Source organism: Bifidobacterium sp. RTP21102st3_E2_RTP21102_210122 (assembly GCF_040916945.1).
GTDB classification, from domain to species: domain Bacteria; phylum Actinomycetota; class Actinomycetes; order Actinomycetales; family Bifidobacteriaceae; genus Bifidobacterium; species Bifidobacterium longum.
This window is the reverse complement of record NZ_JBCPAN010000004.1, coordinates 78,285-93,932: the sequence shown is the minus strand read 5'-3', so window position 1 is coordinate 93,932 and position 15,648 is coordinate 78,285. Positions and strand designations below refer to the sequence as shown.

Here is a 15,648-nt window from a genome sequence, read left to right as displayed (position 1 = left end):
ATCGGCTTGGAGCCCACGCCCAAGGTCAGGAACTGGTTGAACGAATCCTCGGAAGAGGTCTCCATCCAGCCGGATTTGGCGAAGATGGAGGCGATGGTCTTGCCGTCGCGCGCCACCGAATCGACCATGGCCGGCTGCCCGCCGTTGAGCACCGTGGCAAGAAGCGCCGCGTATTCGTTGCCTGAGTTCGACTTCACCGGATCGGTCGAGTCGATGCGGAACTGCCCGTAGCCTGCCGTGTATCCGACGTCGGCCATGTTGTGTTGGCGACCATCGCGTCCACGGCTTTGGCCATATCCATGTGGTACGCGCCAGAATCGTCCTTGGTCACAAGTCCGCCGTTCACGAGCCCGTCCGCCACGGCCTTGTGCGTGTATAGCACAATCGGTGAGTTGAAGACGATGTCGCTTTGGGGGGGCCTTGACGCCTTTCGCATTGCCGTATTCGACGGCCGCGCGCGAGGAGGGGAACAGGTAATCCATGCCTTTCCGGTCCGCATCCATCATGGCCAGCGATCCGGCCTTGCGATAGTCGATGGCAATGCCTTGCTTGGCGGCGAGCGCCTTGAACTTGGCGTCATCGAACAGGCCGATTTTCTCGCCGCCCAGGTAGCCGGTGATGCTCACCTGTTCGGTCGGTTCGGCCGGCGCTGGTTGCGATTGCCGCCACACCAGCGTGCCGCAGACCACGCCCACTACCGCAAGCAGGGCGATCAGTCCGATGATTTTTGATTTGGAGAGTTTCATTGTGCGTCCGTTTTCTGGTCCGACTGGTGAGCCGGGCCACCAGATGGAGTCTGACTGGGCGCATGCCGTCCTTCATCAGCAGCCGAGGAAGGCACAGGCGAAGGTGCGACGTCGTCGTATCCATCCATGCGGGCCAACCGTTGGATGGCGTCGGAGTCGGCCGTAATGCCCAACGTCTTGGCGCTTACCGCCCGGCTGAGTTCGCCGGCGGCGGTCTGTTCGAGCACTTGCAGCGCCTCGATGGTTTCGATTCGTACCGTGGCTATCTGATCGCGTGCGCCGGAACTTTCCACGTCCACGTAGGAGCGCAACAGTTTCTCGGTCTGCTCGCCGTACACGGTGATGTAGTGGCGCAACGTCGGGTAGGCGGAGGTGTCTCGGGTCACGTATTGCACTCAATCTTTGGTAGCGGCGATGAAGTCGTTGGCTTCGGCTTTGACGGCTGGGTCACGTACTTGCTTGGTGAGCATGGCGATCGAGTTGAGTTGAGCGTTCGCCGCGTCGATCGTATCGGCGGTCTTCTGACCGTTGGGCAAGGCGGAAACCAGCATTTTGCCGATGCGTCGCTCCGGCTCGGTGAGCGTGGAGGCGGCGATATACCCAAGTGCGGCCAGTACCACGGCCACGATCAGGCCGGGCACTCCGCCGCCGACCAGTCCGAAACCGAGCCCGGCGAGCAGCAGTCCGACAACGAATCCACAGATTACCTGGAGCATCAGTTGAAGCCCTTGACTTGGCGGAAGACGGCGGCGAGGTCGCCGGAGCGGCCGTCGAATACCTTGGCGTTGCTCAGGGTGGCGAGAGACTTCAGCTGGCTGGGATCGGCATCGCCGAACATGATGGAGAAGATCGGCAGATCACGGCCGCGCGACTTATAGGCGCTTTCGAATTCATCCTGATGATCGGAGTTGGAGCGGCCGTCGGTCATGAGCACGATGGCGGTGGTGTATTGCGAGGCTTCCGACTCGCTGGGCAGCTCGTCGAGCGCGCTCAGCAGGCCTTCATAGATATCGGTGCCGCCGCTGGCATCGGTGGCATCGGCCTCATGCAGCAGGTCGCTGGTGCTTGTGCCAGTGGCCTTGACCGGGCGGTGGGCCTCGGTTTCAAACGGGATGAGAATGTTCACGTCGCCGCTGGCGGGCTCGATGTACGACTTCTTGGCCTGGTCCGGGTCGAGCGCCGCGTTCAGGCCTTTGACCACGCCGTTCTTGCCCTCTCCAGACATCGAACCGGAGTAATCGACCACCCAAATGGTCCAGCTGGGTTTCCTGAGCGCGGTCTGGTAGACGTTGAGCGCGCTGTCGATCACCGTGGCGGAGGTCATGGAGAACGTGAGTTTGCCGTCGCTGACCGCGGCGAGGATGTCCGCGGTGGAGACGGGCTTGGTGGCGCCGGTGTCGTCAGCCCAGCCGAGTTTGACGGCCTTGGATTTGGCGATGCCGAACACGATCGGCGTGGTGGAGGTGCTGGCCGCGTCTTTGACGATGTGCTTGGTGTCTCCCATCGAAATCCACATCGAGGAGGCAGGCCAGACGGCGTCGTGATCCTGGCCGCCGGCCTTGAGCGCGTTCATAATCTCCAGCGAACCCATGTAGTGCATCGTCACGGCTACGTTGGATTGGTCGGCCGCTTTCTGGATGGCGACGGCGACTTCCTTGTTTTCGGAGCCGGAGGCAATGCTCAGGGTGGCAGTCGGTTTGCCGCCGGACGGCTGGAAGGTCTGCGTGGTGGCGGACGTGCCGTTGCCGTCCGCTGTGCCGTCATCGGAATTATTGAACGCCGTGCAACCGGTCAACGCGAGCACGCCGGCACATACCGCGGCCGCAACCGCGGCGGCGGAGAGAAGACATTATGCCCATAATTCCATGGCTCTCCCGCCATCTAAAGCGGGTCGGGCCACAAGGTGACCGCACGGTGAACAATGGGTGAAGAGCTACATCAGTACGCGGCGCAGGCAATCATGGGGTCGTCGTAGAAGCCGAGGATCTTTTCGAGGTAGGGCTTGTAAGTGCTGTTGGGCATGGAGAAGATTTCGTGGCGCGATTCGGGGAAGCGCACGATGTTCGCCTCGCCGCCGCCGTCCTTGACCAGTTGGACGAAGTGATTCTGCGGCTTATTGAGTACCCAGATGTCGCGTCCGGACTGGAAGAGCAGCACCGGCGTCTCCACTTCGGCGCAGGCGGACGGATTCAGTATGGCCCGGTTGAGCTTCAACGCTTGGCGCACCCATTCGAACGCCGCGCAGTAGGTCTGGTATTCGCTATTCTCGCAACGCAGCTTGAAGTACCAGCGTTCACGCGCTTCGGAAGCGCCCTCGTTGCCTTCCATCGAGAATTCCGGCGTGAAGCCCGACTGCCCGAACACGCGCTTCTTGCCGAAGCCGAGTCCGCACAGCGCGCCGACCAGCACACGGGCCACGCCCAGCGGCATGCCGGTGGCGGGGGCGATCATCGGGGCAGAGAGCACCGCTTTGTCGAACAGGGTGGGGTATCGCTCCAACACGGCCGCGCCGATGCCGCCGCCCATCGAATGGCAGAACAGGTTCAGCGGCATGCCGGCCGCGTACTGCTGGCCGATGGTTTCGGCGAAGCCGGCCAGATCGGCCACGTAGCGCTGCCAGTCATCAATCCACACCATGCAGCGGTTGTCCACGTCGCGCGCGGACTTGCCGTGGCCGCGATGCTCGAGTACACACACCGAGTAGCCGGCAAGCAGGAAGTACCAGACGAGCTCGTCGTACTTTTCGGCGAACTCGGTGAAGCCGTGGCTGATGACGATGGCCCCGCGGAAGGTGGCGGTGGCGCCTTGCTCGCGAATCGCGTCGAATTTGGCGGAGTCGTAGCACAGGTAGTGCAGCTGGCCCGAGCGGCCGCCGGTGTCCATAATGCCGGACAGCGGCTCGATCCCGGCCGAACGTTCGGCGGCGGACGGATCGAACCAGCCCTCCTCGCAGCATTGTTCGAGCGCGGGCAGCACCACGTCGGTCATCGTTTCGGCGTACTTGTTTTCGTCGATCATCGTCACCTGCATGGCTCCCATCTTAGGACAAGCCTCACGCCCACACCTCGCACCCACACCACGACACATTCCCGGGAATGCGTCGCAAGCCTGCGCGCCACTGACCGCACAGGCGCGTAGGTTGTGAGGTATGAGCGAAACCAATGATGTCAATGACGCAATCAAGCATTTCCCACGCCTCCGGGCGCGCACGCTGCGCTTCGGCTGCGGCGCACCGCGCTCCGCACAGACCGTGGGCGACGGCTCGCGGGCCCTGTTCCTGCGCTCCGACGGCCCCGAGGATCTGGTGACCGCACTGTGGCTGAGCTGGTTCGACGAGTCCGGCGAACACCATGAGACCAAGCTGGCCGACCCGCGCGAACTGCTGGGCGCAACCGCCGACAGCGAGGACGTGCCGGCCGAGGAGAAGGCCCGCCGCGAGCGTGCGCGCGAAGGCGGCACCGGCATCGTCGGATACTCCGCAGATGACGACGGCAATCGCATCGTGTTCACCATCAACGGCCGCCTGTTCCTGACCGACATCGATTGGAATGACGAGACCGGCGCACCCGAGCCGCACACCCGTGAACTGGCCGGCGAATGGCTCGATGAGGACCCGGCGATGTACACGCCGGTGCTGAACCCGCGCATCGCCCCGGATGGCGAACATGTGCTGTACACCACGGGCAGCTACCTGATGCTGGTCGATATCGGCGGCGAACTAGGTGACCGCATCACCGCGGTCTACGGCGTGAGCGTGGAGGATGAGGACGGCAATCCGGCCGAAAACACGTGGAAAATCGGTCTGGCCGAGTTCGTGGCCGGCGAGGAGATGGACCGATACGACGGCTTCTGGTGGGCCCCGGATTCGCAGCACGTGCTGTTCGAGTCCTTCGACACCGCCGACGAGCCGACCTGGCACATCAGCGATCCGGCTGACCCCGAGAAGCCGGACGCCGGCCGCCGTTACCCGCGCGCGCTGACCCGCAATGCCGACGTGTATCTGACCGTGATCACGCTGGCGTTCGATGAGAACGACCGGTACGCAGGCATCACCGGCAACGCCGATGTGGATTGGGATCGCGAGGCGTACGAGTATGTGGCCGCCGTGAACTGGCGTCGCGGCCACGATCCGCTGGTGCTGGTGCAGAACCGCCGTCAGACCCGCGATCAGGTGCTTGAGGTGGCAGTCGCGGCGGATGGGGCCGCGCTGGGTGCCACGCGTGTGCTTGAGGAGCACGCGAACGAGCAGTGGATCGACCTGGTTCACGGCACGCCCGCCTACACGCCGGATGGTCGTCTGGTGTGCTCGCTCAACGATATGGCCACGGACACCAACCGTCTGACAATGGACGGCCGCCCGTTCACGCCGGCTGGCTGGAACGTGCGCACGGTGCTCGCCGTGACCGACGAGGATGTGCTGGCCGTGGTGCAGCGCGCGCCCGAAATCGCGCCTGAGGTGCCGGACGCTTGGGCCGATGCGGCCGCCACCGAGTCCGTATTCGGCGACCACGACGCCCGCAGTTTCGACGTGGTGAGTATCGATTACAACGGCACGATCACGCCGGTCACGACCGATCCCGGCCAGTGGACCGCCTCGCGCGGCGAGCGCGGCATCGTGGTCTCCGGCCGCGATATGCGTTCCGCCCGCGCCCAGATGCGGCATATTCTGGGAGAACAGAGCGCCACTATCGCGTCCACGGCGGCCGAACCCGGCTTTACACCGAACGTCACGTTTACGCGACTGGGCGAGCACCAGCTGTACACGGCGATCATCGCGCCGAGCCCGGAAAGCCCGTACGCGCACGCCGAGAAGCTGCCGGTGCTGATGAAGCCGTACGGCGGGCCCGGCTTCCAGCAGGTCATCGCCTCGCAGTCCTTCTACTGGGAGGGCCAGTGGTGGGCCGACCAAGGCTTCCTGGTGGTCACGGCAGACGGCCGTGGCACCACCGGCCGCGGCCCGGCATGGGACCGCGAGATCTTCGAGGATATGAAGGACGTAACGCTGGCCGATCAGGTCGAGGCCGTCAACGCCCTGCCCGAGGCCGTCGCCCGGCTCAACGCCGATGTGGAATCACGTGCGGCACAGCCGGCTGCGGGCGATCAGGCAGACGCCGAGAACCACCCACCGGCGCTTCGCGCCACCTCCCGCCAGCGGGAGGCGATTCCCATGCCGGACCTCGACAAGGTGTGCATGATCGGCTGGTCGTACGGCGGCTTCCTGTCCGCACTGGCCGTGCTGGACGCGCCGAACGTGTTCAAGGCCGCATGCGCCGGCGCCCCGCCCACCGACTGGACGCTGTACGACACGCACTACACCGAGCGCTATCTGGGCCTCGACCCGGATGTCTACTACCGAAACGGCATCGTGCAGGACGCACCGAAACTCGAGCGCCCGCTTATGCTGATCCACGGTTTCGCCGACGACAACGTCACCATCGCCCACAGCCTGCGCCTCTCGCAAGCCCTGATGGCGGCGGGTCGCCCGCACACCTTCCTGCCGTTGACGGGCATCACCCATATGACCAATGACGAGACCGTGGCCGAAAACCTGCTCACCCTCCAGCGCGATTTCCTGCGCGACGCGCTGGCCTGACAAATCGATAACACGCGCATCCCACCCGAGGTGCTCCACCGGTAAAGCACCTCGGGTGGTGCGCCGCACCCATTTCCGCCCTGAATTTTTGGATATTTTGCACTCATCGTCACGTGAAAGACCGGTTTTTTGTCTCATATTCCCATCACCGCGTAGGATGGGTGAAGATTAGAAAGGGAGGACTATGAGCGTTCTCGACCGTTTTGAAAAAAGCGTGGAGGGTGCAGTCAACGGAGTATTCGCCAAGTTTGGCTCCAAAGACCTGCAGCCTGTCGATCTTTCCAGCGCCTTGGAGCGCGAGATTGACGCCGAGGCCATGCCCGTGGGCCGTGACCGCACGGTGGCCCCGAATGAATACCGTTTCAAGCTCAGTACTCCTGACTTCGACCGTATCGAGGCATGGGGTAGCGAGACCCTGGCCAACGAACTGGCCGATAACCTCACCGAGTACGCGAAGAGCCAGCATTACGCCTTCGTGGGCCCGGTGATCGTGATCTTCGAGGAAGACCTTGACCTGTCCAAGGGCAACTTCAACCTCACCTCCGAATCCGTGCAGGGCAATGCCGTGCCGGTCACCACCGATGCGCAGACCGAGGATAGCCCGGTGCTCGAGGTGAACGGCAACCAGTACCTGCTCACCAAAGACAAGACGGTAATCGGCCGCGGTTCCGGTTGCGATATCGTCATCGACGATCCGGGCATCTCCCGCAAGCACCTGGAAATCGACATCACGGATAACGGCGTGATCGCCCGCGACCTGGGTTCGACCAACGGCACGTACGTGGAGGGCCACCAAGTGCCCGCCGCCACGCTGCTCGACGGCAACACCATCACCATCGGCCGTACCCGCATCCTGTACTGGGCCTCCGCCCAAGCCCAGGAGTAGTCGAGCACACGCCCGAAAGTCGTCCACTTATGACCGAACTGACATTCGCCCTGCTCAAGTATGGATTCCTGATCCTGCTGTGGATATTCATCTGGCTGGCCGTACGTTCGCTGCGCAAGGACATCGAGACGTTCAGTCCGCGACCTTCGCGCGCGCGTCGTCGCCGTGAGCGTGAAGCGCATAAGGCCAAGGCCGAAACGCCGCAGGCAGCTGCGCCGCGCCCGCATCGCCAGCCCAGCGCTTCCGCGTCGTCCGCCGCCTCGGCGCAGCCTACCCTGTTGGTCATCATCGATGGTCCGCTTGCCGGCAGCTCCGTGCCGCTGGCCGAAGCCGACATCACGCTTGGCCGCGCCGCCTCGAATACCGTGGTGCTCGATGACGAATTCGTGTCTTCCCACCATGCCCGTGTCTACCGTGACACGCGCTCCGGGCAGTGGGCCATTGAAGACCTGAACTCCACCAATGGCACCGTGGTCAACCAGCAGCGCATCAGCCGCCCCACCATTCTGCCCGCTCGTATTCCTGTGCGCATCGGCGCCACCACCTTCGAACTGAGGTAGCCGCATGCCAAAATCCGCCGCTTCACAACCGCTGTTCCTGTATTCCACCACGGTGTCCGATGTGGGCACCGTGCGCGCGAACAATCAGGATTCCTCCTTCGCCGGCGAGCATCTCATCGCCATGTGCGACGGCATGGGCGGTCACGCCGGCGGCGATACGGCATCCTCCATCGCCATCCGGTCACTGGCCCACATCGAGCAGGATGACACCGGTGGCAACGTCGAGACGATCTCCCGCATGATGGAGACCTCCGTTATGGCCGCGCATGACGCCATCGTCGGCAAGGCCAAGCGCGAACGCAAGCTTGCCGGCATGGGCACCACCGTTACCGCAGTGGCATTGGTGGCCGGCTACTGGGTCATCGCCCATATCGGCGATTCGCGCGCCTACCTGCTGCGCGACGGACGCCTGAGCCGCATCACGTGCGACCACAGCTACGTGCAGCACCTCATCAACACCGGTCGTATCACCCCGTCCGAAGCCAAGAACCACCCGCAGCGCAACGTCGTGATGCGCGTGCTTGGCGACTTTGACATTGACCCGCGCCCGGATATTTCGGTTCGCCGAGCCCACCCCGCCGACCGTTGGCTGCTGTGCTCGGACGGTCTGTGCGGTGTGCTGGAAGATTCCACCATCGAAGAGACGATGACCACGCTGTCCGATCAGGGCGAATGCGCGCAGCGTCTGGTGCAGATGGCACTGCGGGCGGGCAGCACCGATAATGTCACGGCCGTTATTGCGGATGCCACGTTGGCGTTGGATGCCGATGCGTTCGATCTGCCGCACCAAACGCCGTTGGTCGGCGGTGCCGCCAGCCGTAATCTTGAGCCGATTGCCGACATCGTCAACGAGCCGGTGGCTACCGCGCCCGCACTGCGTGAGGATGATTCCCCCGCCCAGCGCGCCGCAGCATTGATTCAGCCCGCCAGCGCGCACGAGGCGGAGACCGCGCAAACCACGGCCAAACCGTCGTCCACACGCGTGGTGCAGCCGTCCACCGTCCGCGAGGAGACCGGTGAACGAGCCAATCCCGATACCGGTGAGATTCCGGTGGTGCAAAAGCCGGATGGGCGCCTGTCCGCCGACCCCAACGACCCGGATGTGGCCAAAGCCATCCGCGATGAGCAGGTCGAGCAGAAGAAGGCCACGCGCACCAAGAAGCGCCGCAATAAGCTTGCGGTGATTATTACCTGCATTCTTGCCGTGCTGGCATTGGCCGGCGCCGGCTGGGGCGCGTACACGTGGAGCCAGACGCACTACTACGTGGGAGATAGCAACGGCACCGTGGCCATTTATCGTGGCGTGCCGACCAATCTCTTTGGACTTGAGCTTTCGCACGAAGTGCAGACCACCAATATCGCCACCGCGGACCTGCCTCAGACATGGCGTGACCAGCTGAGCCAAGGCATCACAGTCGGTTCGTTGGACGAAGCGCAGTCGCATGTGGGTATTATCCGCACCGAAATGCGCAAACTGGCCAAGCAGCAGGAAGCCGACGCCGCCAAGAAGGCCGAGGCGTCCAATTCCCCGGACAGTTCCAAAGACAGCTCCCAGAGCGATTCCAAGGACAGCACCGAGGATTCGTCCAGCCAGTCCGGCTCCTCGTCAGACAAGTCCGGTTCGTCAAGCTCATCCGATTCCTCGGATAAATCCGGTATCGGAGCGGCCGACAACGCGGCCACGGGAGATTCTCAATGATCGTTACCCGTCTACGTCAGATTTCTTTGTTGCTGATTGCCATGGCAATCAGTGCGTTGGCGTTCATCCAGATGTTCCAGCGCACCGCCGGCGAATTCCCTATGCAATACGCCGGCATGCTGGCATTGGCCGTAGTGCTGTTTCTGGTGCTGTGGGGGCTGATTGTGCGCTTCCAGCCGTACGCCAGCCAGTCGATTCTGCCTTGCGTGCTACTGCTGACCGCCACCGGCGTGACCATGATCGCTCGCATTGACCAGAGCGAAGGTTGGGCGGTTGCCCAACGTCAGCTGATCTGGCTGTGCATCGCCATCGTGCTTTCCGCGCTGCTCATCATCTTCCTGAAGGACTACCGCGTGCTGCGGCGCTTCTCCTACGTGTCGATGGTGGTGGGCTTGGTGCTGCTGCTCGCCCCGATGCTGCCGTTTGTCGGTCAGGAAGTGAACGGCGCGCGCATTTGGATCAGGATTCCGGGACTGGGCCAGTTCCAGCCGGGCGAGTTCGCCAAGCTGTTCCTTGCGTTCTTCTTCGCCGCCTACCTGTTCGACCATCGCGACCAGCTGGCCGTGGGCGGTAAGAAGATGCTCGGTCTGCAGCTGCCGCGTATCAAGGATCTCGGCCCGATCATCGTGGTGTGGATCGCCTCGATGGGCGTGCTCATCATGCAGCATGATCTGGGCACCTCGCTTATGTTCTTCGCCATGTTCGTGGCCATGCTGTACACGGCCACCGGCCGTAAAAGCTGGATCATCATCGGTCTGATCGCGTTCGCCGCGGGTGCCGTGCTGGCCGCAGGCATGTTCAGCCACGTGGGTCAGCGAGTCGATGCCTGGCTGCACCCGTTCAGCAACGAGCAATACAACAAGACCCCCGGCGGCTCCTGGCAGCTGGTCACCGGCATTTTCGGCCTGGCATCAGGCGGCATGCTCGGCACCGGTCTCGGCCAAGGCCATCCTTCGCTCGTTACGTTTGCGAACTCCGATTTCATCTACGCCTCTCTGGGCGAGGAACTCGGTCTGATGGGCGTCCTGGCCATTTTGATGCTCTACCTGCTCATCATTGCCTCCGGCTTTATCACCGCCATGAAAATCAAGGATGGCTTCGGCAAGCTGCTCGCTTCCGGACTGGTGTTCACCATGGCCTTCCAGGTGTTCACCGTGGTCGGCGGCATCACGCTGGTGATTCCTCTGACCGGTCTGACCCTGCCCTATATGGCGGCCGGTGGCTCCAGTCTGATCGCCAACTATATTCTCGCGACCCTGCTCATCATCATCTCGAATTCGGCCAATGCGCCCGAGCCGGAGCTGACCTCGGATACGTTCCAGTACGAGGCTTTGGCCGTGCTGCGCAACAAGGAACTTGAGGCCCGGGCCCGCGCCACTGAGCCGATCGTTCAGCCTCGCAGCGCGTCGGCTACGGCGTCGCAGTCCGAGTCGGAATCGTTTGACGACCCCATCGTGGATACCACCACTCCGTCGTATGCCGAAGCCGATGAACCGTACACGCCTACCGGCACGATTCCCCCGCTTCCTCCCGTTAACGGAGGCACTCGCGTATGAACAAATATCTTCGTCAGCTTTTCACCGCCGTGGTAGCGCTGTTCGTGATTCTCGGCCTGTCGTCCACCATCATCATGGCGGTACGGGCCAACGCGCTGAACAACGATCCGCGCAACGCCCGTTCGCTGTACCACCAGCTCGGTGCCTACCGCGGTGCCATTCTGGCCTCGGACGGCACGGTCATGGCCAAATCCGAACCGGTCAACGACGCGTTCAAATACCTGCGCACCTATTCCAACGGTCCTCTGTATGCTCCGGTCACCGGCTTCTTCTCCATCAACCAGACCGCCGATCGCGGCCTGGAAGCCTCCCGCAGCATGCTGCTCAACGGTGAGGCCGATTCATTGATCTGGCAGCGGGCCAAGGCCATGCTCACCGGCACTACGAATCAGGGCGCGTCCATCGAAACCTCCATCGACCCCAAGCTGCAGCAGGTTGCCTACGATCAGCTCGGTACGCGCGATGGTGCGGCGGTGGCCATCGAAGTCAACACCGGCCGTATCCTCGCCATGGTGAGCACGCCCAGCTACGATCCGAACAAACTGGCGACCCATGACGCCAAAGCCGCGTCTCAGGCCTACAACGAACTCTCTGCGGGCCAAAATAGCCCGCTAATCAACCGCGCCACCTCACAGCTGTACCCGCCAGGGTCCACGTTCAAGACCATCGTCGCCTCGGCTGCGCTGGAAACCGGCGATTATCAGACGGACACGAAGATTCCTGCAGGCTCCAGCTATACCTTGCCGGGAACCGCCACACAGCTGCCGAACGACGAGGCACAGGGCGATGGCGTCAACGGACAGATCTCCCTGCAAGAGGCCGTCGCATGGTCGTCCAACACCGCTTTCGCCCAGCTTGGCGTGAAACTCGGCGCGAGCAAGGTTTCGGACATGGCCGCCAAGCTCGGGTTCGGCAGCACCATCACCATTGACGGCACCGAATCCACGGGCACCCCGATGACGGCCACCGCGTCCACATTCCCCTCTGATCCGACCGACGACAAGCTTGCGCTGGCATCCATCGGCCAAGGCGACACCACGGCCACGCCGTTGCAGATGGCGATGGTCGCGCAGGCAATCGCCAACAATGGCAAACTGATGCAGCCCACGCTGGTCGATCGTGTGCGCGCCGCCGATCTCACCGTACTTTCGCAGACCAAACCGCAAACCATGGCCAACGCGTTCAGCAAGGATTCCGCAGACAAGCTCACCACGATGATGGAGAGCGTGGTGACCGAGGCCAATCCGCAGCTGGTCGACGGCATCAAGGTGGCGGCCAAAACCGGTACCGCACAAATCGGTATCGACAACTCTGCCATCGACGGCTGGGTGATCGGTTTCGCGCCGGCGGACAATCCGCAGATCGCCGTCGCGGTGTTGGTGCATAACACAGATGTACACGGTTCGCTCGCCGCTGGCCCGATCATGCGCGCGATGATGCAGGAGGCTTTGCAGCAGTGAAACTAGTCGAAGGACAGCTTATTCACCGCCGATATCGTCTTGATTCGCGTCTTGCGCAAGGCGGTATGGGCGAGGTCTGGAAAGGCTACGATATTCAGCTCGGCCGTGAAGTGGCCATCAAGGCGCTGCGCTCGGACATGACCAACGCCGAGGCCAAGCTACGCCGTCTGCGTGCCGAAGCCCATAATTCCGCCAATCTGGCGCATCCGAATATCGCTGCGTTGTTCGAATACTACGAGCATGACGGCATCGGCTTTCTGATTATGGAATACGTCCCCTCGAAATCGTTGGCGGACCTGTTCCACAGCAAGGGCGCGATGGATCCCATCGAACTGCTGCCCATCCTGATTCAGACCGCGCGAGGCCTGTTCGTGGCCCACTCGCACGGCGTGATTCATCGTGACGTCAAGCCGGCCAACATCATGGTTTCCGACACCGGCGAAGTGAAAATCACCGATTTCGGTGTGAGCTACTCCACGGGTCAGGGCCAGATCACCCAGGACGGCATGGTGGTGGGCACCGCACAATACATCTCCCCCGAGCAGGCGCAGGGCCAGCAGGCCACGCCGCAATCGGACATCTATTCACTGGGCGTAGTGGCGTACGAGGGCCTTGCCGGGCATCGTCCGTTCACCGGCACCACTCCGGTCGATATCGCCGCAGCGCACGTGAACAATCCCGTGCCTCCGCTGCCGGACTCGGTGGACGTCCAGTTACGCGAATTTGTCATGTCAATGCTGGCCAAGGACCCGTTGGATCGCCCGAAAGACGCGCTGGTGGTGTCCCGTACGCTGGCACGCATCGAACGCCGTCTGCTGGATCAGCAGACCGAAATGGCCGACACCGCCATGGCCACGTCCGGCAATCGACTGCCGCGCCGAGTGACCAGCACGCCACGCATTGTTTTGGAGGCCCCGGCCTCAAGATTGGGAGGGAATAAGCAATGAGCACCAGTATGCCCACCGCATTGGCCGGCGGACGCTACCAGCTTGGCCAGCTCATCGGTCGTGGCGGCATGGCCGAGGTCCACGTGGCTCTTGACACCCGTCTGGGCCGTACCGTGGCCGTGAAAATCATGCGCGCCGATCTGGCCAACGACGACATCTTCCTGGCCCGTTTCCGCCGCGAAGCACACGCCGTGGCCCAGATGAACAACCCGAACATCGTGAACATCTACGATTCGGGAGAAGAACTGGTTTCTTCCGAAAGCGGCGATGCCGAGCGTCTGCCATACATCGTCATGGAATACGTCAAGGGCCAGACCCTGCGCGACATCATCAAGGTCAACGGCGCACTCAGCCAGCGCGACTGCGAACAGGTGATGTTGGGCGTGCTTAACGCGCTCGACTATTCGCATCGCATGGGCATTATCCACCGCGATATCAAGCCCGGCAACATCATGATTTCCGAGCAGGGCGTGGTCAAGGTCATGGACTTCGGCATCGCCCGCGCTCTGGACGATTCCGCAGCCACCATGACCCAGTCGCAGGGCGTGGTGGGCACCGCACAGTACCTTTCTCCCGAGCAGGCGCGCGGCGAGACCGTCGACATGCGTTCCGACCTGTATTCCGCCGGCTGCGTGCTCTACGAGATGCTCACCGGCCGCCCGCCGTTTACCGGCGATTCCGCCGTGGCCATCGCCTACCAGCATGTTTCCGAAGTCGCCACGCCGCCATCCGCCGTGGTGCCGGGGCTGCCGAAGATGTGGGATTCGATCTGCGCCAAGGCCATGGCCAAGGACCGCCAGAATCGCTATGCCACGGCCTCCGAATTCAAGACCGACATCCTGACCTACATGAACGGCGGCGTGCCGGTGGCGGCCGCGTTCAACCCGTTGACGGACCTGTCGAATATGAAGGCCCGCAAGGAAGCCGAACGTGATTTGCCCACCACGCCGGTGGAACCGCATCAGCAACCCACCCAAGCATTCAACCCGGTGACCGGTCAGTTCGAGCAGATTCCACCGGCCAATGGTGCCAACTCAGCGGCGTTGCAGTCCCGTGCGCAGCAGCGTGCGGCGGCGGCCAAGGCCAAGAAGCGCAAGAAGATCATCATCGGTTCGGTGATCGCAGCGATTGTTGCAGTGCTTGTCATTGTGGGCATCGTGTTCGCCATGAACGGCTCCGGCAACAAGTCCTCGGAAGACACCGTCACCATCCCTGAGGTGTGCAACGCTTCCACATCCAAGGACAGCATCGAGCTCAAACTCAAGGCATCGGGTTTGAAGATGACCGAAAAGCAAGACACCGACTCCACCGAGCCGGAAGGCACCTGCACCAAGATGAGCCCGGACGCCGGCTCCAAGGTGGCCAAGGGATCTGCCGTGAAGGTGTGGTTCTCCGCAGGCCCGCAGTCCACTCAGGTTCCGGATGTCAAGGAACGCAGCCAGGAAGAGGCGCGCAGCATTCTGGAAAGCGCCGGGTTCAAGGTGAACGCCGCCGTCAAAACCGAAGACAGCGCCGACATCGCCAAGGATATGGTGACGAAAACCGATCCTGCCGCCGGTCAGTCGGTTCCCAAGGGCACCACCATCACCATATATGTTTCTTCCGGCATGACCACCGTACCGAGCAATTTGGTCGGTCAGTCGAAGGACAGCGTGCTACAGCAGTATGAGGGCAAGTTCAGCTTCACTGTGGAGCAGGAGAGCTCCGATACGGTGGAGGCCGGTCTGATTACCCGTGTAAGCCCTGATTCGGGCTCTTCCATCGCACAGGGCGGGTTCATCACCATTTGGGTGTCCACGGGCAAGGAGAAGGTCGCTGTGCCGAATATCACCGCTGGCACTGACTACGTCACCGCCGAACTCATGCTCAAGGCCGTGGGCCTCAAGGCTCAGGCCAATGGTCCAACCGGCAGCACCGCTGTGGTAGTCAGCATCAATCCTGGCGCTGGCAGCCAGGTAGATGCGGGATCGACCGTCACCATTACCACGAAGGCCGGCAGCACTGGCGGCGGTACCGGTACCGGAGACGGTGGCAACGGTACTGGCAACGGGGGCGGAACCGGTGAGTGAACCGGTGAGTAGCAAGTAAGCGCCGGGCGTGTATGTGTTGCGCATATGCAACGCAAATAGCGCAACACATACACGCAACACAAAGGGGAAGGGCTTCTGCGCCCCTCCCCTTTGCTGTATAAAGAGCTATCC

The 15,648-nt window shown here is 62.6% G+C and carries 14 protein-coding genes; 10 read left to right on the top strand and 4 right to left on the bottom strand.

Annotated features, from left to right (window positions below; genetic code table 11):
• Nucleotides 1-36: 36 nt before the first annotated feature.
• Together AB5287_RS06195 and AB5287_RS06190 are read left to right on the top strand one after the other, a co-directional pair.
• Nucleotides 37-231: a hypothetical protein gene (locus tag AB5287_RS06195; RefSeq protein WP_012472055.1), complete on the top strand. Its 195-nt coding sequence runs from the start codon at nt 37-39 to the stop codon at nt 229-231.
• A gap of 161 nt (nt 232-392) precedes the next feature.
• A complete protein-coding gene (locus AB5287_RS06190; protein ID WP_155115244.1) occupies nt 393-731 on the top strand; it encodes a hypothetical protein in 339 nt (112 codons plus the stop codon).
• Between the two features lie 11 nt (nt 732-742).
• Here the strand turns inward: AB5287_RS06190 and AB5287_RS06185 are convergent, their stop codons facing one another.
• From AB5287_RS06185 to AB5287_RS06170, 4 genes are all read right to left on the bottom strand, one after another.
• The gene (locus AB5287_RS06185; protein WP_032682819.1) at nt 743-1,141 is read right to left on the bottom strand and encodes a hypothetical protein; all 399 of its coding nucleotides are present in this window, start codon (nt 1,139-1,141) and stop codon (nt 743-745) included.
• Nucleotides 1,142-1,462, bottom strand: a complete 321-nt coding sequence (locus AB5287_RS06180; RefSeq protein ID WP_007054532.1) for a hypothetical protein — start codon at nt 1,460-1,462, stop codon at nt 1,142-1,144. It lies immediately after the preceding gene.
• A complete protein-coding gene (locus tag AB5287_RS06175) occupies nt 1,462-2,550 on the bottom strand; it encodes a VWA domain-containing protein (RefSeq protein ID WP_007054533.1) in 1,089 nt (362 codons plus the stop codon). Before AB5287_RS06175 ends, AB5287_RS06180 begins: the two co-directional genes overlap by 1 nt.
• Before the next feature lie 134 nt (nt 2,551-2,684).
• The gene (locus AB5287_RS06170) at nt 2,685-3,776 is read right to left on the bottom strand and encodes an alpha/beta fold hydrolase (protein WP_011068564.1); all 1,092 of its coding nucleotides are present in this window, start codon (nt 3,774-3,776) and stop codon (nt 2,685-2,687) included.
• A gap of 118 nt (nt 3,777-3,894) precedes the next feature.
• Between AB5287_RS06170 and AB5287_RS06165 the strand changes: the two genes are divergently transcribed.
• From AB5287_RS06165 to pknB, 8 genes are all read left to right on the top strand, one after another.
• Nucleotides 3,895-6,339 carry a prolyl oligopeptidase family serine peptidase gene (locus tag AB5287_RS06165; protein WP_007051706.1) on the top strand — a complete coding sequence of 815 codons (2,445 nt, stop codon included), beginning with the start codon at nt 3,895-3,897 and terminating at the stop codon, nt 6,337-6,339.
• 184 nt (nt 6,340-6,523) lie between these two features.
• Nucleotides 6,524-7,225 carry a DUF3662 and FHA domain-containing protein gene (locus AB5287_RS06160; RefSeq protein WP_007051707.1) on the top strand — a complete coding sequence of 234 codons (702 nt, stop codon included), beginning with the start codon at nt 6,524-6,526 and terminating at the stop codon, nt 7,223-7,225.
• 29 nt (nt 7,226-7,254) lie between these two features.
• Nucleotides 7,255-7,785, top strand: a complete 531-nt coding sequence (locus AB5287_RS06155) for an FHA domain-containing protein (protein ID WP_007055932.1) — start codon at nt 7,255-7,257, stop codon at nt 7,783-7,785.
• A gap of 4 nt (nt 7,786-7,789) precedes the next feature.
• On the top strand, nt 7,790-9,484 hold the full coding sequence (locus AB5287_RS06150; protein ID WP_065453197.1) for a protein phosphatase 2C domain-containing protein: 1,695 nt from the start codon (nt 7,790-7,792) through the stop codon (nt 9,482-9,484).
• On the top strand, nt 9,481-11,040 hold the full coding sequence (locus AB5287_RS06145; protein ID WP_007055923.1) for an FtsW/RodA/SpoVE family cell cycle protein: 1,560 nt from the start codon (nt 9,481-9,483) through the stop codon (nt 11,038-11,040). Before AB5287_RS06150 ends, AB5287_RS06145 begins: the two co-directional genes overlap by 4 nt.
• A complete protein-coding gene (locus AB5287_RS06140) occupies nt 11,037-12,500 on the top strand; it encodes a penicillin-binding protein 2 (RefSeq protein WP_117726749.1) in 1,464 nt (487 codons plus the stop codon). Before AB5287_RS06145 ends, AB5287_RS06140 begins: the two co-directional genes overlap by 4 nt.
• Nucleotides 12,497-13,447 carry a serine/threonine-protein kinase gene (locus AB5287_RS06135; protein ID WP_368220919.1) on the top strand — a complete coding sequence of 317 codons (951 nt, stop codon included), beginning with the start codon at nt 12,497-12,499 and terminating at the stop codon, nt 13,445-13,447. The genes AB5287_RS06140 and AB5287_RS06135 overlap by 4 nt, the downstream gene beginning before the upstream one ends.
• A complete protein-coding gene (gene pknB, locus AB5287_RS06130; RefSeq protein WP_008783610.1) occupies nt 13,444-15,516 on the top strand; it encodes a Stk1 family PASTA domain-containing Ser/Thr kinase in 2,073 nt (690 codons plus the stop codon). Before AB5287_RS06135 ends, pknB begins: the two co-directional genes overlap by 4 nt.
• Nucleotides 15,517-15,648 lie beyond the last annotated feature (132 nt).

What these genes read in the sequence shown, in the direction of transcription:
- AB5287_RS06155 (WP_007055932.1), top strand. Translation starts at nt 7,255, where the DNA reads ATGACCGAACTGACATTCGCCCTGCTCAAGTATGGATTCCTGATCCTG.
- AB5287_RS06170 (WP_011068564.1), bottom strand. Translation starts at nt 3,776, where the DNA reads ATGCAGGTGACGATGATCGACGAAAACAAGTACGCCGAAACGATGACC.
- AB5287_RS06180 (WP_007054532.1), bottom strand. Translation starts at nt 1,462, where the DNA reads ATGCTCCAGGTAATCTGTGGATTCGTTGTCGGACTGCTGCTCGCCGGG.
- AB5287_RS06140 (WP_117726749.1), top strand. Translation starts at nt 11,037, where the DNA reads ATGAACAAATATCTTCGTCAGCTTTTCACCGCCGTGGTAGCGCTGTTC.
- AB5287_RS06160 (WP_007051707.1), top strand. Translation starts at nt 6,524, where the DNA reads ATGAGCGTTCTCGACCGTTTTGAAAAAAGCGTGGAGGGTGCAGTCAAC.
- AB5287_RS06165 (WP_007051706.1), top strand. Translation starts at nt 3,895, where the DNA reads ATGAGCGAAACCAATGATGTCAATGACGCAATCAAGCATTTCCCACGC.
- AB5287_RS06150 (WP_065453197.1), top strand. Translation starts at nt 7,790, where the DNA reads ATGCCAAAATCCGCCGCTTCACAACCGCTGTTCCTGTATTCCACCACG.
- pknB (WP_008783610.1), top strand. Translation starts at nt 13,444, where the DNA reads ATGAGCACCAGTATGCCCACCGCATTGGCCGGCGGACGCTACCAGCTT.
- AB5287_RS06145 (WP_007055923.1), top strand. Translation starts at nt 9,481, where the DNA reads ATGATCGTTACCCGTCTACGTCAGATTTCTTTGTTGCTGATTGCCATG.